General features: G+C 63.6%; 14 protein-coding genes. 9 read left to right on the top strand and 5 right to left on the bottom strand.

The genetic code is table 11. The annotated features are described in order from the left end of the window. Nucleotides 1-141 precede the first annotated feature (141 nt). Nucleotides 142-2,595: a penicillin-binding protein 1A gene (locus tag ACIPZ8_RS04560; protein WP_400719987.1), complete on the top strand. Its 2,454-nt coding sequence runs from the start codon at nt 142-144 to the stop codon at nt 2,593-2,595. A 102-nt stretch (nt 2,596-2,697) separates the two neighbouring features. On the opposite strand, the gene ACIPZ8_RS04555 is transcribed toward ACIPZ8_RS04560, so the two are convergent. The 3 genes from ACIPZ8_RS04555 to rpmE form a co-directional block, all read right to left on the bottom strand. After that, the gene (locus tag ACIPZ8_RS04555; protein WP_207937371.1) at nt 2,698-3,966 is read right to left on the bottom strand and encodes a malic enzyme-like NAD(P)-binding protein; all 1,269 of its coding nucleotides are present in this window, start codon (nt 3,964-3,966) and stop codon (nt 2,698-2,700) included. A gap of 179 nt (nt 3,967-4,145) precedes the next feature. Continuing rightward, nucleotides 4,146-4,967, bottom strand: a complete 822-nt coding sequence (locus tag ACIPZ8_RS04550; RefSeq protein WP_400719985.1) for a thermonuclease family protein — start codon at nt 4,965-4,967, stop codon at nt 4,146-4,148. A gap of 2 nt (nt 4,968-4,969) precedes the next feature. Continuing rightward, nucleotides 4,970-5,185 (bottom strand): 50S ribosomal protein L31, encoded by a 216-nt coding sequence (rpmE, locus tag ACIPZ8_RS04545; protein ID WP_027920990.1) that lies wholly within the window; start codon nt 5,183-5,185, stop codon nt 4,970-4,972. Nucleotides 5,186-5,352: 167 nt separating this feature from the next. Here rpmE and ACIPZ8_RS04540 point away from each other — a divergent pair, with 167 nt between their 5' ends. From ACIPZ8_RS04540 to ACIPZ8_RS04530, 3 genes are all read left to right on the top strand, one after another. Further along, nucleotides 5,353-7,572, top strand: a complete 2,220-nt coding sequence (locus ACIPZ8_RS04540) for a primosomal protein N' (protein WP_400719983.1) — start codon at nt 5,353-5,355, stop codon at nt 7,570-7,572. A 108-nt stretch (nt 7,573-7,680) separates the two neighbouring features. Continuing rightward, nucleotides 7,681-9,417 (top strand): arginine--tRNA ligase, encoded by a 1,737-nt coding sequence (argS, locus tag ACIPZ8_RS04535; RefSeq protein ID WP_400719981.1) that lies wholly within the window; start codon nt 7,681-7,683, stop codon nt 9,415-9,417. Nucleotide 9,418: 1 nt separating this feature from the next. Continuing rightward, the gene (locus tag ACIPZ8_RS04530) at nt 9,419-10,120 is read left to right on the top strand and encodes an SPOR domain-containing protein (RefSeq protein ID WP_176508109.1); all 702 of its coding nucleotides are present in this window, start codon (nt 9,419-9,421) and stop codon (nt 10,118-10,120) included. 56 nt (nt 10,121-10,176) lie between these two features. Here ACIPZ8_RS04530 and ACIPZ8_RS04525 read toward each other — a convergent pair whose 3' ends face one another. After that, nucleotides 10,177-10,596, bottom strand: a complete 420-nt coding sequence (locus tag ACIPZ8_RS04525) for an NINE protein (RefSeq protein WP_400719979.1) — start codon at nt 10,594-10,596, stop codon at nt 10,177-10,179. A gap of 168 nt (nt 10,597-10,764) precedes the next feature. Here ACIPZ8_RS04525 and ACIPZ8_RS04520 point away from each other — a divergent pair, with 168 nt between their 5' ends. Continuing rightward, entirely contained in the window at nt 10,765-11,394 is a 630-nt protein-coding gene (locus ACIPZ8_RS04520; RefSeq protein ID WP_400719977.1) for a C40 family peptidase, read from the top strand. 51 nt (nt 11,395-11,445) lie between these two features. Here ACIPZ8_RS04520 and ACIPZ8_RS04515 read toward each other — a convergent pair whose 3' ends face one another. Then, nucleotides 11,446-12,444, bottom strand: a complete 999-nt coding sequence (locus tag ACIPZ8_RS04515) for a type IV pilus twitching motility protein PilT (RefSeq protein WP_400719975.1) — start codon at nt 12,442-12,444, stop codon at nt 11,446-11,448. A 66-nt stretch (nt 12,445-12,510) separates the two neighbouring features. On the opposite strand from ACIPZ8_RS04515, the gene ACIPZ8_RS04510 reads away from it, so the two are divergent. The 4 genes from ACIPZ8_RS04510 (at nt 12,511) to ACIPZ8_RS04495 (ending at nt 15,883) form a co-directional block, all read left to right on the top strand. Beyond that, nucleotides 12,511-13,197, top strand: coding sequence for a YggS family pyridoxal phosphate-dependent enzyme (locus ACIPZ8_RS04510; RefSeq protein ID WP_400719973.1), 687 nt, complete (start codon nt 12,511-12,513; stop codon nt 13,195-13,197). 38 nt (nt 13,198-13,235) lie between these two features. After that, nucleotides 13,236-14,054, top strand: coding sequence for a pyrroline-5-carboxylate reductase (gene proC, locus ACIPZ8_RS04505; protein WP_400719971.1), 819 nt, complete (start codon nt 13,236-13,238; stop codon nt 14,052-14,054). Nucleotides 14,055-14,064: 10 nt separating this feature from the next. Continuing rightward, the gene (locus ACIPZ8_RS04500) at nt 14,065-14,655 is read left to right on the top strand and encodes a YggT family protein (RefSeq protein ID WP_027920981.1); all 591 of its coding nucleotides are present in this window, start codon (nt 14,065-14,067) and stop codon (nt 14,653-14,655) included. A gap of 88 nt (nt 14,656-14,743) precedes the next feature. Next, on the top strand, nt 14,744-15,883 hold the full coding sequence (locus ACIPZ8_RS04495) for a homoserine O-acetyltransferase (RefSeq protein ID WP_400719969.1): 1,140 nt from the start codon (nt 14,744-14,746) through the stop codon (nt 15,881-15,883). Nucleotides 15,884-15,885 lie beyond the last annotated feature (2 nt).

Below are 15,885 nucleotides of genomic sequence, written 5' to 3'. Positions count from 1 at the left end.
TGCCGGGCCTGACCGGCCGGACGGTGCAGCGGGCCGCCTGGCCGGTCACCCGGCGAGGCGAAAAATGCTTATAATGCCCAGCGTTTTTTCGTCCGCCGGCCCCGTGCGCAATTCACCTCTCAATCTGGACACCGAAAAGCCTTGATACGCCTGCTGAAGTTCTTCTGGTGGTCTTTTGTCGCAGTCATCTGCGCGCTCGTACTCGGTGTGAGCGGTGCGTTTCTGTATCTTAGCCCCAACCTGCCGTCGGTCGATTCGCTCAGAAGCGTTCAGTTGCAGATCCCCCTGAGGGTATACAGCAGCGATGGCAAGCTGATCGCCGAATTCGGCGAAATGCGCCGCTCGCCGATCCGTTTCGCGGAAATTCCGCCACAGTTCATTCAGGCGCTTCTGTCAGCCGAGGACGACAATTTCCTCAATCACTACGGGGTCGACCCGAGCAGCCTGATGCGCGCCGCGACCCAACTGGTGAAAACCGGTCACATCCAGACCGGCGGCAGCACCATCACCATGCAGGTGGCGAAGAACTTCTTCCTCACCAGCGAGCGCAGCTTCTCGCGCAAGACCAACGAAATTCTCCTGGCCCTGCAGATCGAACGTGAGCTGACCAAGGACGAGATCCTCGAGCTGTACGTCAACAAGATCTACCTGGGCAACCGCGCCTACGGCATCGATGCGGCCGCGCAGGTGTACTACGGCAAGTCGATCCGTGACGTGAGCCTGGCGCAGATGGCGATGATCGCCGGCCTGCCCAAGGCGCCGTCGCGCTTCAACCCGCTGGCCAACCCGGTCCGCGCCAAGGAGCGCCGCGACTGGATCCTCGGGCGCATGTACAAGCTCGGCAAGATCGACGAGGCGAGCTATCAGGCCGCCCTGGCCGAGCCGCTGAATGCCAGCTACCACGTGCCGACCCCTGAAGTGAACGCACCTTATGTCGCCGAAATGGCCCGCGCCGAAATGGTTGGCCGCTATGGCAGCGAGGCCTACACCGAAGGTTTCCGTGTCACCACCACGGTACCGAGCGACATGCAGGAAATGGCCAACAAGGCCATCCTCAATGGCCTGTCCGAATACGACGAACGCCACGGCTACCGTGGCCCTGAAGCTCGCTTCCCGGGCAAGACCCTGGCCGCCTGGCAGCAGGAACTGAGCAAGCAACGCACCCTGGGCGGCCTGGAGCCAGCCATTGTCACGCGCGTGGAAAAGAGCGGCGTGAAAGTGCTGACCCGTGGCGGCAGTGAAGAAGAAGTTGCCTGGGACACCATGAAGTGGGCGCGCCCGTTCCTCAACAGCAATTCGCAGGGTCGCGCACCGCAATCGCCTGCCGACGTTGCTCAGGTGGGTGACCTGGTGCGCCTGCAGCGCCTGAATGACGGCAAGCTCAAGTTCAGCCAGGTACCCGGGGCACAGAGTGCGCTGGTATCCCTCGACCCGTACAACGGCGCCATCCGCGCCCTGGTCGGCGGTTTCTCGTTCGAGCAGAGCAACTACAACCGTGCCATGCAGGCCAAGCGCCAGCCAGGCTCCAGCTTCAAACCGTTCATCTATAGTGCGGCACTGGACAGCGGCTACACCGCCTCCAGCCTGGTCAACGATGCACCGATCGTGTTCGTCGACCAGTACCAGAACAATGAGTGGCGACCCAAGAACGACACCAATACCTTCCTCGGCCCGATCCGCCTGCGCGAAGCGCTGTACAAGTCGCGCAACCTGGTGTCGATCCGCCTGCTGCAGGCCATGGGTGTAGACCGTACCATCGACTACATCGCCAAGTTCGGCTTCAACAAGCAGGACCTGCCGCGCAACCTTTCGCTGGCGCTGGGCACTGCAACCCTGACGCCGATGGAGATCGCCACCGGCTGGAGCACCTTTGCCAACGGTGGCTACAAGATCAATCCGTACCTGATCGATCGCATCGAGAGCCGCAGCGGCGAGACCCTGTTCACCGCCAACCCGGCACGGGTGCCGCAAGGCGCCGAAGACCATGCCGGCCTCGCGGCACCGGAACAGCCGATCAGCACCGCGGCCTTGCCTGGCGAGGCGCCATCCGCCCTGGGCCAGATCGCCCCGCCGCCGCAGACACCCGCTGTCGCAGAGCAGATCATCGACGGCCGCACCACCTACATCCTCACCAGCATGCTGCAGGATGTGATCAAGCGCGGCACCGGCCGCCGGGCTTTGGCCCTGGGCCGTACTGACCTGGCCGGCAAGACAGGTACCACCAACGAATCCAAGGATGCCTGGTTCTCCGGCTACAACGCCGATTACGTGACCACCGTCTGGGTCGGTTTCGACCAGCCGGAAACCCTCGGCCACCGTGAGTACGGCGGCACGGCCGCACTGCCGATCTGGATGAGCTTCATGGGTGCGGCACTGAAGGACAAGCCAAGCCACGCACCGGCGGAACCGGAAGGCATCCTCAGCCTGCGGGTCGACCCGGTCAGCGGCCGTGCAGCTTCGCCAAGCACGCCAGATGCCTACTTCGAGCTGTTCAAGGCCGAGGATTCGCCACCGTCGGTGGATGAGCTGGGCAATGGCACTGCGCCGGGCAGCCCGCTGCCAGCGGACGAAGCAGCGCCGATGGATCTGTTCTGATCTGATCGAATGCTGGGGGGCGCTTTGCGCCCCTTTCCGACCGGCAAACAAAAAGCCCCGACTCTTGCGAGCCGGGGCTTTTTTGTGTCGCTACCGCTGCAATCAGCCGTTGAACACTTCATCCACGCTGTTCAGCGGGTAGTGCTTCGGATACGGCAGGGTAGCCACGCCGGACTCGATGGCAGCCTTGGCCACGGCGTCGGAAACGACGGTGATCAGGCGAGCGTCCAGTGGCTTCGGAATGATGTACTCGCGGCCGAATTCCAGGCCTTCAACGCCGTAGGCTTCGCAGACTTCCTTCGGCACTGGCAGCTTGGCCAGGTCTTTCAGGGCGATGGCGGCGGCGATCTTCATTTCTTCGTTGATGCGCTTGGCGCGAACGTCCAGGGCACCACGGAAGATGAACGGGAAGCCCAGTACGTTGTTGACCTGGTTCGGGTAGTCGGAACGACCGGTAGCCATGATCACGTCGTTGCGAGTGGCGTGCGCCAGCTCTGGGGAGATTTCCGGGTCGGGGTTCGAGCAGGCGAACACGATCGGGTTGGCCGCCATCGACTTCAGGCCTTCCGGGCTCAGCAGGTTCGGGCCGGACAGGCCTACGAACACGTCAGCACCGTCCAGGGCATCAGCCAGGGTACGCTTGTCGGTAGCGTGGGCGAACTGGGCCTTGTACTGGTTCAGGTCGTCGCGACCAGCGTGGATCACGCCGCTGCGGTCGATCATGAAGATGTTTTCGACCTTGGCGCCCATGCTGACCAGCAGCTTCATGCAGGAGATGGCGGCAGCGCCGGCACCCAGGCAGACGATCTTGGCGTCTTCCAGCTTCTTGCCGGCGATTTCCAGGGCGTTGATCATGCCGGCCGCGGTGACGATCGCGGTGCCGTGCTGGTCATCGTGGAATACCGGAATGTCGCACTGCTCGATCAGGGTGCGTTCGATTTCGAAGCACTCTGGAGCCTTGATGTCTTCGAGGTTGATGCCACCGAAGGTGATCGAGATGCGCTTGACGGTGTCGATGAAAGCCTGCGGGCTTTCCGAGTCGACTTCGATGTCGAACACGTCGATACCGGCGAAACGCTTGAACAGAACGCCCTTGCCTTCCATCACTGGCTTGGAGGCCAGTGGGCCGAGGTCACCCAGACCGAGGATGGCGGTGCCATCGGAAATCACCGCGACCAGGTTGCCCTTGCCGGTGTATTTGTAGGCCAGCTCAGGATCACGGCCGATTTCGCGCACGGGTTCTGCAACGCCTGGGCTGTAGGCCAGGGCGAGATCGCGGGCGGTGGCGGTGGGCTTGGAGAGCTCGACGCTCAGTTTCCCCGGACGAGGTTGAGCGTGGTATTCGAGAGCGGCGGTTTTCAGGTCTGACATGGTGGGCATTCCGCTATTTACTGTTCTGACGGACCGCCGAGGATACGCAAAGAGCCGGGGAGCCACAAGACTGGTCAGTCACTTGTGTCAAGGCCTTTGGCCTACGACTTTAAGCTATCACGCACGGGGGCATTCGACTCACAGTGTGTACAATCTGATAGCGAACTGTCTACATCTTTTCAGCCTGAAGTGCGCTCCAGCATCCCGGGATCGGTCAGCGGCAACACCCAGCGTCGCTGCCCTGGCTTGAGCCCACCCTTGCGGGAACGATCCAGCACCCAGCCGCGCGCCTCGACCTGGCGTCCCTTGAGGTTAGCGAAGAAGCTGTCAGGGAAGTTGCGTTGCAGACGAGCGGGAATCTGCAACACCACGGTGTCGTCCAGTTCGAGCCAGATACCGCCACGATTGCGTTCGATGCCGCGGATGGTGCCGGCGACAATGGCGAACCCGGAATGCCGGACATCCGCGGCCCTGCGCACTGGCGAGCGGCGCCACAGCCCGGCCCGCGCCTCGCGCGCCACACGCTCGGCGGCTTGCTGGCAACCCGCGAGGCGCACGTTGGGTGCAACCGCTACGCGATAGCCCAGCCCTTCGCTGAGCAGCCGTGCCTCGAGATTGTCGCCATTACGCCCATAGATGTTCGCCAGGGTGCGGCCATACCTGTCCTTGCCCTCGACACCCGGCACCAGCCCGACACGCCCGTCACTGGCCTTGACCAATGCCTGCAGGCGCTGCCTGGCAGCCTCGGCGTACGGCTCACTGGTGCGCCCCTTGCGCCCGATTTCTGGGGTATTGATGCCGATCATGCGCACACTGCGACCGTCGGTCAGGCGCAGCGTGTCGCCATCCACCACCTGGCGCACCGCCACCTGCTGTGGCCTGTCGGGCACCGGGCAGAACGCCAGGACCGGGAGCTGCCAGATTGCGCCCACAAAAAAGGCGCCCACAAGGGGCGCCTTTTTCAGCAACAATGCGAAGCCCGAAGGATTCGCCGTGCGCATGATTACTTCTTGGTACCGAACATACCGAAGCGATCGGCGAACTTCTGTACGCGACCACCGGTGTCCAGGACTTTCTGCTTACCGGTGTAGAACGGGTGGCACAGGTTGCAAACGTCGATCGCCAGGGTGTTGCCCAGGGTCGAACGCGTTTCGAACTTGTTACCGCAGCTGCAGGTGACTGCAACTACTTCGTAGTTCGGGTGGATACCTTCTTTCATGGTCACTTCCTCGAGCTGCGTGCCGCCACCCAACACCTATTGTTGAATACCGCACGTAATTAGGCGGCGAATAATACCAGAGCACCGCGCCAACGCAAGTTGTCGCTTGCACCGACCGTCGTCTGCTAGGCTCGCCAGTCTTTGAAACACCCTCTGAGACCTGCCGCGTGTCCGACGTCATCCTGCGCCTTGCCCTGCCTTCCCCGTTGCGTCGCCTGTTCGATTACAAGGCGCCAGCAAGCATGGCGCGCCAGGTATTGACACCTGGCATGCGCATCCGCGTGCCTTTCGGGCGCCGCGAAATGATCGGCGTGCTGGTAGAAGTGTGCGCGCAGAGCGAAGTGCCTGCCGACAAGCTCAAGCCCGCCAGTGCCTTGCTGGACCCGGTTTCGCCGATCCCGGCATCACTGTTCAAGCTGTGCCTGTGGACCGCCCAGTACTACCAGCACAGCCTGGGCGACACCCTGAGCTGGGCGCTGCCCACGCTGCTGCGCCAGGGCGAACCTGCCGAAATGCGCCAGGAGCGCTTCTGGCACGTGGCGCCCGGCGCACGCCTGGAGGACCCGCGCATCGCCCGCGCCCCGCGCCAGCGCGATGCCCTCAAGACCCTGGCCCAGCACCCGCACGGCGTGGCGCACAGCCTGCTGAGCAAGCTCAACCTGAACAAGGACAGCCTCGACCTGCTGCTGGCCAAGGAGCTGGTTCAGCTGGAAGTACGCCGCCACCTGCCGACGCACCGCCACGAACACTGGCTGGCGCAGCCGGAACTGCCGCTCAATGAAGAACAGCGCGAGGCTTTCGACACCGTGCGCGAGGGCTTCGGAGGTTTCGCCGCGTTCCTGCTGGCCGGCGTCACCGGCAGCGGCAAGACCGAGGTCTACCTGCAGCTGATCCGCGAAACCCTGGAAGCCGGCAAGCAAGCGTTGGTGCTGATCCCCGAGATCAACCTCGGCCCGCAGACCCTGGCGCGCTTCGAGCAGCGCTTCAATGCCCGCATTGCCCTGCTGCATTCGGCCGTGAATGACCGCGAGCGCCTCGATGCCTGGCTGGCCGCCCGCGACGGTGAAGCCGACATCATCATCGGCACGCGTTCGGCACTGTTCACGCCCATGAAGAACCCCGGCCTGATCATCATCGACGAAGAGCACGACGGCTCCTACAAGCAACAGGAAGGCCTGCGCTACCACGCTCGTGACCTGGCGTTGGTGCGCGCCCACCAGGAAAACATCCCGATCCTGCTCGGTTCCGCCACACCGTCGCTGGAAACCCTGCACAACGCACTCACCGGCCGCTATCGCCTGCTGCGCATGAACCAGCGAGCTGGCGGCGCCCGCCCACCGCGCATGCTGCGCCTGGATGTGAAGAGCCTGCCGCTGGACAGTGGTATCAGTGGCCCGTTGCAGCAGGCCATCCGCCAGACCCTGGAGGCCGGCCAGCAAGTTCTGGTGTTCCTCAACCGCCGCGGCTTTGCCCCGACCTTGCTGTGCCATGACTGCGGCTGGCTGTCCGAATGCCCCCGCTGCGATGCCCGGATGACCGTGCACCAGCGCTCTGGCGTGCTGCGTTGCCACCACTGTGGCTACGACGAGCGCCTGCCGCACCAGTGTCCGCAGTGCAACCACGTCGACCTGCGGCCCGTTGGCGCTGGCACCGAACGCGCCGAAGAACGTTTGAAAGTACTGTTCCCGGATTACCCGATCCTGCGCGTGGACCGCGACAGCACGGCGCGCAAGGACGCCATGCACAACCTGTTCAGCACCATCCAGCGCGGCCAGCCAAGCATTCTGGTGGGTACCCAGATGCTGGCCAAAGGTCACCACTTCCCGCGGGTAACCCTGGTCGCCATTCTCGATGCCGATGGAGGGCTGTTCTCCGGCGACTTCCGCGCCAGCGAGCGCATGGCCCAGCTGATCGTCCAGGTGGCCGGCCGGGCCGGGCGCGCCGAAGAGCCCGGCAAAGTGATCATCCAGACGCACCTGGCCGATCACCCGCTGCTGGTGCAACTGACCGAACAAGGTTACTTCGCCTTTGCCGAGCAGGCCCTGGACGAACGCCGCAACGCCGGACTGCCACCGTTCTCCCACCTGGCCCTGCTGCGCGCCGAATCGCACAAGCCCGGCCAGGCTGAAAGCTTCCTTGACGAAGCCTGCGCCGCTGCCGAGCGCCTGGTCGCCGAACAGCGCCTGCCTGGCATCGAATTACTGGGGCCGGTGCCTGCGCCAATGGAGCGACGCGCCGGTCGTTTCAGGGCGCAACTATTGATTCAGGCCAATACCCGGGCCCCCTTGCATCGACTGATCAGCGCCTGGTTGCTAGTGTTGGAGCAACTGCCGAGCGGGCGCCAGGTACGTTGGTCGCTGGATGTCGACCCGGTCGACCTTTATTAAGCTTCTGCCCCAAAGGTTGGCAACCCGCCCCCGGCAACGGATAATGCCCAGTTTTTCCACCTGCGCATCCAGGCGCTCCACCGCGCTTGCGGTCGAAAAGAGATCCCCATGAAAGACACCATTCGCCAGCTGCTCCAGCAAGCCCTCACCCAACTCGTCACCGACGGTGTGCTGCCTGAAGGGCTGTCGCCGGCGATCCAGGTGGAAAACGCCCGGGACAAGACCCACGGCGACTTCGCCAGCAACATTGCCATGATGCTGGCCAAGCCGGCCGGCATGAAGCCGCGCGACCTGGCCGAGAAACTGATCAATGCTTTGCCGGCCAGCGCCGACATCAGCAAGGTCGAGATCGCCGGCCCAGGCTTCCTGAACTTCTTCCAGAACACCGACGCCCTGGCCAACCGCCTGGATGCCGCCCTCGCCGACGCCCACCTGGGCGCACGCAAGGCCGGCCCTGCGCAGAAGGTGGTGATCGACATGTCGGCACCGAACCTGGCCAAGGAGATGCACGTCGGCCACCTGCGCTCGACCATCATCGGTGACAGCGTCGCCCGTGTGCTGGAGTTCCTCGGCGACGACGTGATTCGCCAGAACCACGTGGGCGACTGGGGCACCCAGTTCGGCATGCTGCTGGCCTACCTGGAAGAAAACCCAATCACCAGCGACGAGCTGTCGGACCTGGAAAACTTCTACCGCGCAGCCAAGAAGCGTTTTGACGAGTCCGAGGAATTCGCCACCCGTGCCCGCGGCCTTGTAGTCAAGCTGCAGGCCGGCGACCAAGAGTGCATGGCCCTCTGGACGCGCTTCAAGGACATCTCGCTGTCGCACTGCCAGAAGACCTACGAGCTGCTCAACGTCAAGCTGACCATGGCCGACGTAATGGGCGAAAGTGCCTACAACGCCGACCTGGCCAACGTGGTCGCCGACCTCAAGGCCAAGGGCCTTTTGGTCGAGGACCAGGGCGCCCAGTGCGTGTTCCTCGAAGAGTTCAAGAACAGCGAAGGCGAGCCCCTGCCGGTGATCGTGCAGAAGGCTGACGGCGGCTACCTGTACGCCACCACCGACCTCGCCGCGGTGCGCTACCGCAGCAACGTGCTCAAGGCCGACCGCGCCCTGTACTTCGTCGACCAGCGCCAGGCCCTGCACTTCAACCAGGTGTTCGAGGTTGCCCGCCGCGCCGGCTTCGTCGGCCACCCGATGCAGATGGAGCACATGGGCTTCGGCACCATGAACGGCGCCGACGGCCGCCCGTTCAAGACCCGCGATGGCGGCACCGTCAAACTGATCGACCTGCTCACCGAGGCCAAGGAGCGCGCCTACGCGCTGGTCAAGGAGAAGAACCCGAGCCTGGCCGAAGACGAACTGCGCCACATCGGTGAAGTGGTCGGTATCGGCGCAGTGAAATACGCCGACCTGTCCAAGCACCGCACCAGCGACTACAGCTTCAACTTCGAACTGATGCTCAACTTCGAAGGCAACACTGCGCCTTACCTGCTGTATGCCTACACCCGTGTCGCCGGCGTGTTCCGCAAGCTGGGCAAGGGCTTCGACGAAGTCGACGGCAACATCGTGCTGCAGGCCGCTCACGAGCAGGATCTGGCCGCGCGCCTGACGCAGTTTGGCGAGATCCTCAACAGTGTCGCCGACAAGGGTACCCCGCACGTGCTGTGCAGCTACCTGTACGACCTCGCCGGCCTGTTCTCGAGCTTCTACGAGAACTGCCCGATCCTCGCCGCCGAAACTCCGGAACAGCAGCAGAGCCGCCTGCGCCTGGCAGCCCTGACCGGCCGCACCCTCAAGCAAGGTCTGGAGCTGCTCGGCCTGGAAACCCTGGAGCGCATGTAAGTTGGCTGCCAAGAAAAAACCCGCTCCCAAACGCGGCGCCAGCCGTCAGACGGCCCCCGCCAAGCAGCCGATCCCGGGCTGGGTATGGCTGGCGGTCGGCCTGACGGTCGGTGCGTTCATCGTCTTCCTGATGAAGCTCGAACCCGGTGGCGGTGACATCAAGCGCACCAAGCCCGAGCAGCAGAAGCCGGAGAAAGTGGCCGAGGCCAGCAAGTCGGCCACCCCTGCAACGCCACAGGCGCCGGTGAAGCCGAAGTACGACTTCTACACCCTGCTGCCGGAATCCGAGGTGATCGTGCCGCCTGAGGCCGTGCCGGAGAAGACCCCGCCAGTACCTGCGCAGCCGGTGACCCCGGTCACGCCGGCAGAAGCCGCGAAGATCGATACCGCGCGCGCCCAGGCCGCACTGCTGGGGCAGACACCGCCACCCGCGCCACCGGTGATCAAGCCGGCGGCGACCACGCAGTACTTCCTGCAGGCTGGCTCGTTCCGCAAGCAGGCCGACGCCGACAAGGTCCGCGCGCAGATCATCCTGCTCGGCCAGGTGGTCAAGGTCGAGTCCGGTACCGTCAAGGAAGAAACCTGGTACCGCGTACTGGTCGGGCCGTTCAGCAACCGTGAGCAGCTGACCGTGGCGCAGAAACAGCTGGCAGGGGCCGGGTTCAGCAACCTGCTGCTGCAGCAGCGACAGACCCGCCAGTAACGAAAAAGGCCTTGCCGCACAGCGCGACAAGGCCTTTTTTGTGGGCGCCTGCCGCCCTATCGGCTGCGGGCGTTGGCTTCGGAAATCTGGCTGTTCAAAGTCCAGAAGTCATACAGCACACCAATCAGGAACAGGCCGCCGGTGAAGAAGTAGATGATCGCCGAGATCCACTTGCCCTGGTACAGGCGGTGTACACCAAAAATGCCCAGGAAGGTCAGCAGGATCCAGGCAATGTTGTAGTCGATACGGCCGGACTGGAAGCGCATGTCCGCCTCACGGTCCATCGACGGAATCAGGAACAGGTCGATCAGCCAGCCGATACCGAGCAGCCCCAGCGTGAAGAACCAGATCGTTCCGGTGATCGGCTTGCCATAGTAGAAGCGGTGCGAGCCGGTAAAGCCGAATATCCACAGCAGGTAACCGATGACCTTGCTGTGGGTGTCGTGATACGGCGCCCCTTGCTGATAACTGTTCATTCATAGCCCTCGTGGGTTATCTGAAAATTTTCTAAAGAAAAATGTGACTTTTTCATCGCAGCCCGACGTACGGCAGCATGACAATCGACCAACGGCCCTGAAAGGAAGCAAAAAGCTGTTATAAAGTTGCGCGCCAACACACACATAACATTTAAAAGAGCTTCATCTATGCCGCCTTTCTTCAAGACATGGCTGACCCTCTGCCTATTATTGCCCCTGGCCGCCCACGCCACCAATCGTGAGCAACGTCTTCCCAATGGTTTCACCGGTTACACCAGCAATACCTCGGTGAAACACGCGCCCGTCAAGCAGACCGCGCTGCATGCACGCTCGAACTATTCGGGCAAGGGCCACAACCTGCCTGCCGTGGCGGCGATGTCGCCGAAGCAGAGCAGCGATGTGCTCAGCCGTGCGGTCAACGTGCTCGGTACCCCTTATGTTTGGGGCGGCAGCAACCCGAAAAAAGGGTTCGACTGCAGCGGGCTGGTCAAGTACGCCTTCAACGACGTGGCAGACGTCGACCTGCCGCGTACGTCCAACGCCATGGCCCAAGGCCACGGCGTGAAGGTGGCCAAGAGCGACCTCAAGCCAGGTGACCTGATCTTCTTCAATATCAAGAGCCGTCGGGTCAATCACGTTGCCATCTACCTGGGTAACGACCGCTTCATCCATGCGCCGCGCACCGGCAAGCGGGTGAGTATCGACAGCCTGAGCAAGCCTTACTGGCAGCAACATTATGTGGTTGCCAAGCGGGTGCTGCCGAAAGAGCAGCAACAGCTGAGCCTGGCCAAGCGCTAAATCGGTTCCAGCCTCTTCACGGGCAAGCCCGCGAAGAGGCCGGGACAGACATTAGAGATCGCTGATCAATCCTTTATCCCTCAGCCCCCGCATCGCCCCCTCCATCGTCCGCATCCCCTCCGCCGCCCCCGCCTGCATCACCGAACACAACTGCGCCATCCGCCCCTCGCGCACCAGGTTGCGTACCGCCGGGGTCGCCACCAGTACTTCTCGCACCGCCACCCGCCCGCCGCCCGCACGCTTGACGAGCACCTGCGCCACCACCAGCCGCAGCGCGTCCGCCAACATGGCCCGCACCAGCGTTTTTTCCTCCGACGCAAAAACCTCAACCAAGCGGTCAATGCTGCTGGCCGCCGAGCGCGTATGCACCGTGGCCAGCACCAGATGCCCGGTCTCAGCAGCACGCAACGCCAGGCGGATGGTTTCCAGGTCGCGCAGTTCGCCAATCATGATCACATCCGGGTCCTGACGCAGGGCGCTGCGCAGCCCTTGGGCAAAGTCTCGACAATGCCGGCCAATTTCACGCTGGTTGATCAGGCCGCGCTGGCTGCTGTGGATAACTTCAACGGGGTCTTCGAGGGTGATGACATGCAGCGCCCGCTCACGATTGAGTCGGTCGATCAGTGCCGCCAGGGTGCTCGACTTGCCGCTACCGGTCGGGCCGCCCACCAGCACCAGGCCATCCGTGTGCTGCGCAACGGCTTGAAACACTTCTTCGAGATCGAGCTCATCGACACTGGCAATACGTTTCGGAATCAGCCGAAGCGTGGCTGCCGGGCCGTTCAACTGCCGAAACAGATTGAGGCGAAAACGCCCCAGCGATGCCAGTTCCACTGCCAGATCCAGCTCATCGCCCTGCAACCATTGCCGGCACTGGTTCTCATCGAGCAGCGGCGTCAATGCGTCGCTCAACGCGGCCGGGGTCACGCTCGGCAGCGCCATGCGCCGCAGCTCGCCGTCCACGCGCAGCATCGGTATCTCGCCCGCTGCCAGATGCAGGTCGCTTGCCCCGGCATCCGCGGCCCGGGCCAACAGGTCGGTCACATCCATGAGACTCCCCAATAGCCATCAAGCAGGTAGAATGCCGAAGATCTCCAGAGCCGACGGCATCGATCCATGTCCACCATAGCAGACAACCTTTCCGCCCTCGCCGCCCGCATCCACAGCGCCGCCCAGGCCGCCGGACGCGACCCGGCCAGCGTCCAGCTGCTGGCCGTGAGCAAGACCAAACCGGCCAGCGCCGTACGCGAAATCCACGCCGCTGGCGTGCGCGATGTCGGTGAGAACTACCTGCAGGAAGCCCTGGCCAAGCAGGAAGAACTGCGCGACCTGCCCTTGATCTGGCACTTCATCGGCCCCATTCAGTCGAACAAGACCAAAGCCATTGCCGAACATTTCGACTGGGTACACTCCGTGGACCGCCTGAAGATCGCCCAACGCCTGTCCGAACAGCGCCCTGCGGGCCTGGCGCCGCTGAACATCTGCCTGCAGGTGAACGTCAGCGGCGAAGACAGCAAGTCCGGTTGCGCCCCGGCCGACCTGCCAGCACTGGCCAAGGCCGTGGCGGCACTGCCCAACCTGCGCCTGCGCGGGCTGATGGCGATCCCCGAGCCGACCGAAGACCGCGCCGCTCAGGAGGCCGCCTTCGCCAGCCTGCGCCAGCTTCAGGAAAGCCTGGGCCTTGGCCTGGATACCCTGTCGATGGGCATGAGCCACGACCTCGAAGCGGCCATTGCTCAAGGCGCGACCTGGGTACGTATCGGTACCGCCCTGTTCGGCGCCCGCAATTACGGCCCCGTCTGATTCCATGCTTTACTCACTCTTTCCCTCAAGGACCTGACATGAGCAAGACACGTATTGCCTTTATCGGCGCCGGCAACATGGCCGCCAGCCTGATCGGCGGCCTGCGTGCCCAAGGCCTGGACGCGGCGCAGATCCGTGCCAGCGACCCCGGCGCCGAGACCCGCACCCGCGTCCAGGCCGAACACGGCATCGAAGCCTTCGAAGACAACGCCCAGGCCATTGCCGGTGCCGACGTGATCGTGCTGGCGGTGAAACCGCAGGTCATGAAGGCTGTGTGCGAGGCACTGAAGCCGAACCTTGAAGCCGGCCAGCTGATCGTCTCGATCGCCGCCGGCATCACCTGTGCCAGCCTGCAGGCCTGGCTCGGCGCCCGCCCGGTGGTACGCTGCATGCCCAACACGCCAGCGCTGCTGCGCCAGGGCGTCAGCGGCCTGTACGCCACTGCTGAAGTGTCCGCCGAGCAACGCCAGCAGGCCGAGCAGCTGTTGTCGGCCGTCGGTACTGCCCTGTGGCTGGAGCAAGAGCAACAACTGGACGCCGTCACCGCGGTCTCCGGCAGTGGCCCGGCCTACTTCTTCCTGCTGATCGAAGCGATGACCGCTGCCGGCGAAAAACTGGGCCTGCCACGCGAAACCGCCTCGCAACTGACCCTGCAAACCGCCCTGGGCGCCGCGCACATGGCCGTGGCCAGCGATGTCGATGCCGCAGAACTGCGCCGTCGCGTCACCTCGCCAGCCGGCACCACCGAAGCGGCGATCAAGTCGTTCCAGGGCAACGGCTTCGAAGCCATCGTCGAGCAGGCGCTGGCTGCGGCGTCGAAGCGTTCCGCCGAGCTGGCCGAACAACTGGGCAAATAAGGAGCTGTTGATGAATGCACTGTCCGGCGCTGCGATCTTCGTGGTGCAAACCCTGGTCAGCCTGTACCTGGTGATCGTCCTGCTGCGCTTCGTGCTGCAGCTGGTCAAGGCCAACTTCTACAACCCGCTGAGCCAGTTCGCCGTGCGCGCGACCCAGCCACTGCTCAAGCCGATCCGCCGGGTGATCCCCAGCATCGGCGGCCTGGACACCTCATCGCTGCTGCTGGCGATCGTCATCCAGGCGCTGCTGATGGGCTTCGTGCTGATGGTCACCTACGGTACCTTTGGCGACGTCCTGCACCTGCTGATGTGGGCCATCATCGGCATCACCTCGCTGTTCCTGAAAATCTTCTGGGTGGCGATGATCGTCATGGTGATCGTTTCCTGGGTCGCACCGAACAGCCACAACCCGGCTGCCGAGCTGGCCTGGCAGATCAGCGAGCCGGTGCTGGCACCGTTCCGCCGCATCGTGCCCAACCTGGGCGGCATGGACATCTCGCCGATCTTCGCCTTCCTGGCGATCCAGGTGATCCAGTCGTTCGTCATGCCTCCGCTGGCCGCCTATGCCGGCATGCCACAGGAACTGTGGCGGATGATCTGATCCCACTTACTCCCAGTGGCAAGCCTTCGCTTGCCGCTGGGGGGAGTGCTCTTTAGACTTACGCCTCCGTCAAGCGTGAGCAGGGTCGATGTCCACTGTCCTTCCCGAAGATTCCGTCGGTCTGGTTACACCGCAAATTGCCCGGTTCGATGAACCGCTGGCCCTGGCCTGCGGCCGTTCGCTGAACAGCTACGAGCTGGTCTACGAGACCTATGGCACCCTGAACGCCAGCGCGAGCAATGCCGTGCTGATCTGCCATGCCCTGTCCGGCCATCACCATGCCGCTGGCTACCATGCCGTCACCGACCGCAAGCCGGGCTGGTGGGACAGCTGCATCGGCCCCGGCAAGCCGATTGATACCAACCGCTTCTTCGTGGTCAGCCTGAACAACCTAGGTGGCTGCAATGGCAGCACCGGCCCGAGCAGCATCAACCCGGCCACCGGCAAGCCCTATGGTGCCGAATTCCCGGTACTGACCGTGGAAGACTGGGTGCACAGCCAGGCGCGCCTGGCCGATCGCCTGGGCATCCAGCAGTGGGCGGCCATCGTGGGAGGCAGCCTGGGCGGCATGCAGGCCCTGCAGTGGACCATCACCTACCCCGATCGCGTACGCCATTGCGTGGACATCGCCTCGGCTCCCAAGCTGTCGGCGCAGAACATCGCCTTCAACGAAGTGGCACGCCAGGCCATCCTCACCGACCCCGAGTTCCACGGCGGCTCGTTCCAGGACCAGGGCGTGATCCCCAAGCGCGGCCTGATGCTGGCACGCATGGTCGGCCACATCACTTACCTGTCTGACGACTCGATGGGTGAGAAATTCGGCCGTGAGCTGAAGAGCGACAAGCTCAACTACGACTTCCACAGCGTCGAATTCCAGGTCGAGAGCTACCTGCGCTACCAGGGCGAAGAATTCTCCGGCCGTTTCGACGCCAACACCTACCTGCTGATGACCAAGGCCCTGGACTACTTCGACCCGGCCGCGGCCAATGGCGGCGACCTGGCCGCGACCCTGGCCGACGTCAAGGCGGATTACTGCATCATGTCGTTCACCACCGACTGGCGCTTCTCCCCTGCCCGCTCGCGGGAGATCGTCGACGCCCTGATGGCGGCCCGCAAGAACGTCTGTTATCTGGAGATCGATTCGCCTTACGGCCACGATGCCTTCCTGATCCCCACACCTCGCTACATGCAGGGTTTCGCGAACTACATGAACCGCATCGCCATCTGAGG

It is taken from the genome of Pseudomonas sp. NPDC089422, from assembly GCF_044749405.1.
In the GTDB taxonomy this organism is placed as follows: domain Bacteria; phylum Pseudomonadota; class Gammaproteobacteria; order Pseudomonadales; family Pseudomonadaceae; genus Aquipseudomonas.
Note: the sequence above shows the minus strand (reverse complement) of the source record. Positions and strands in the feature narration are given on the sequence as shown.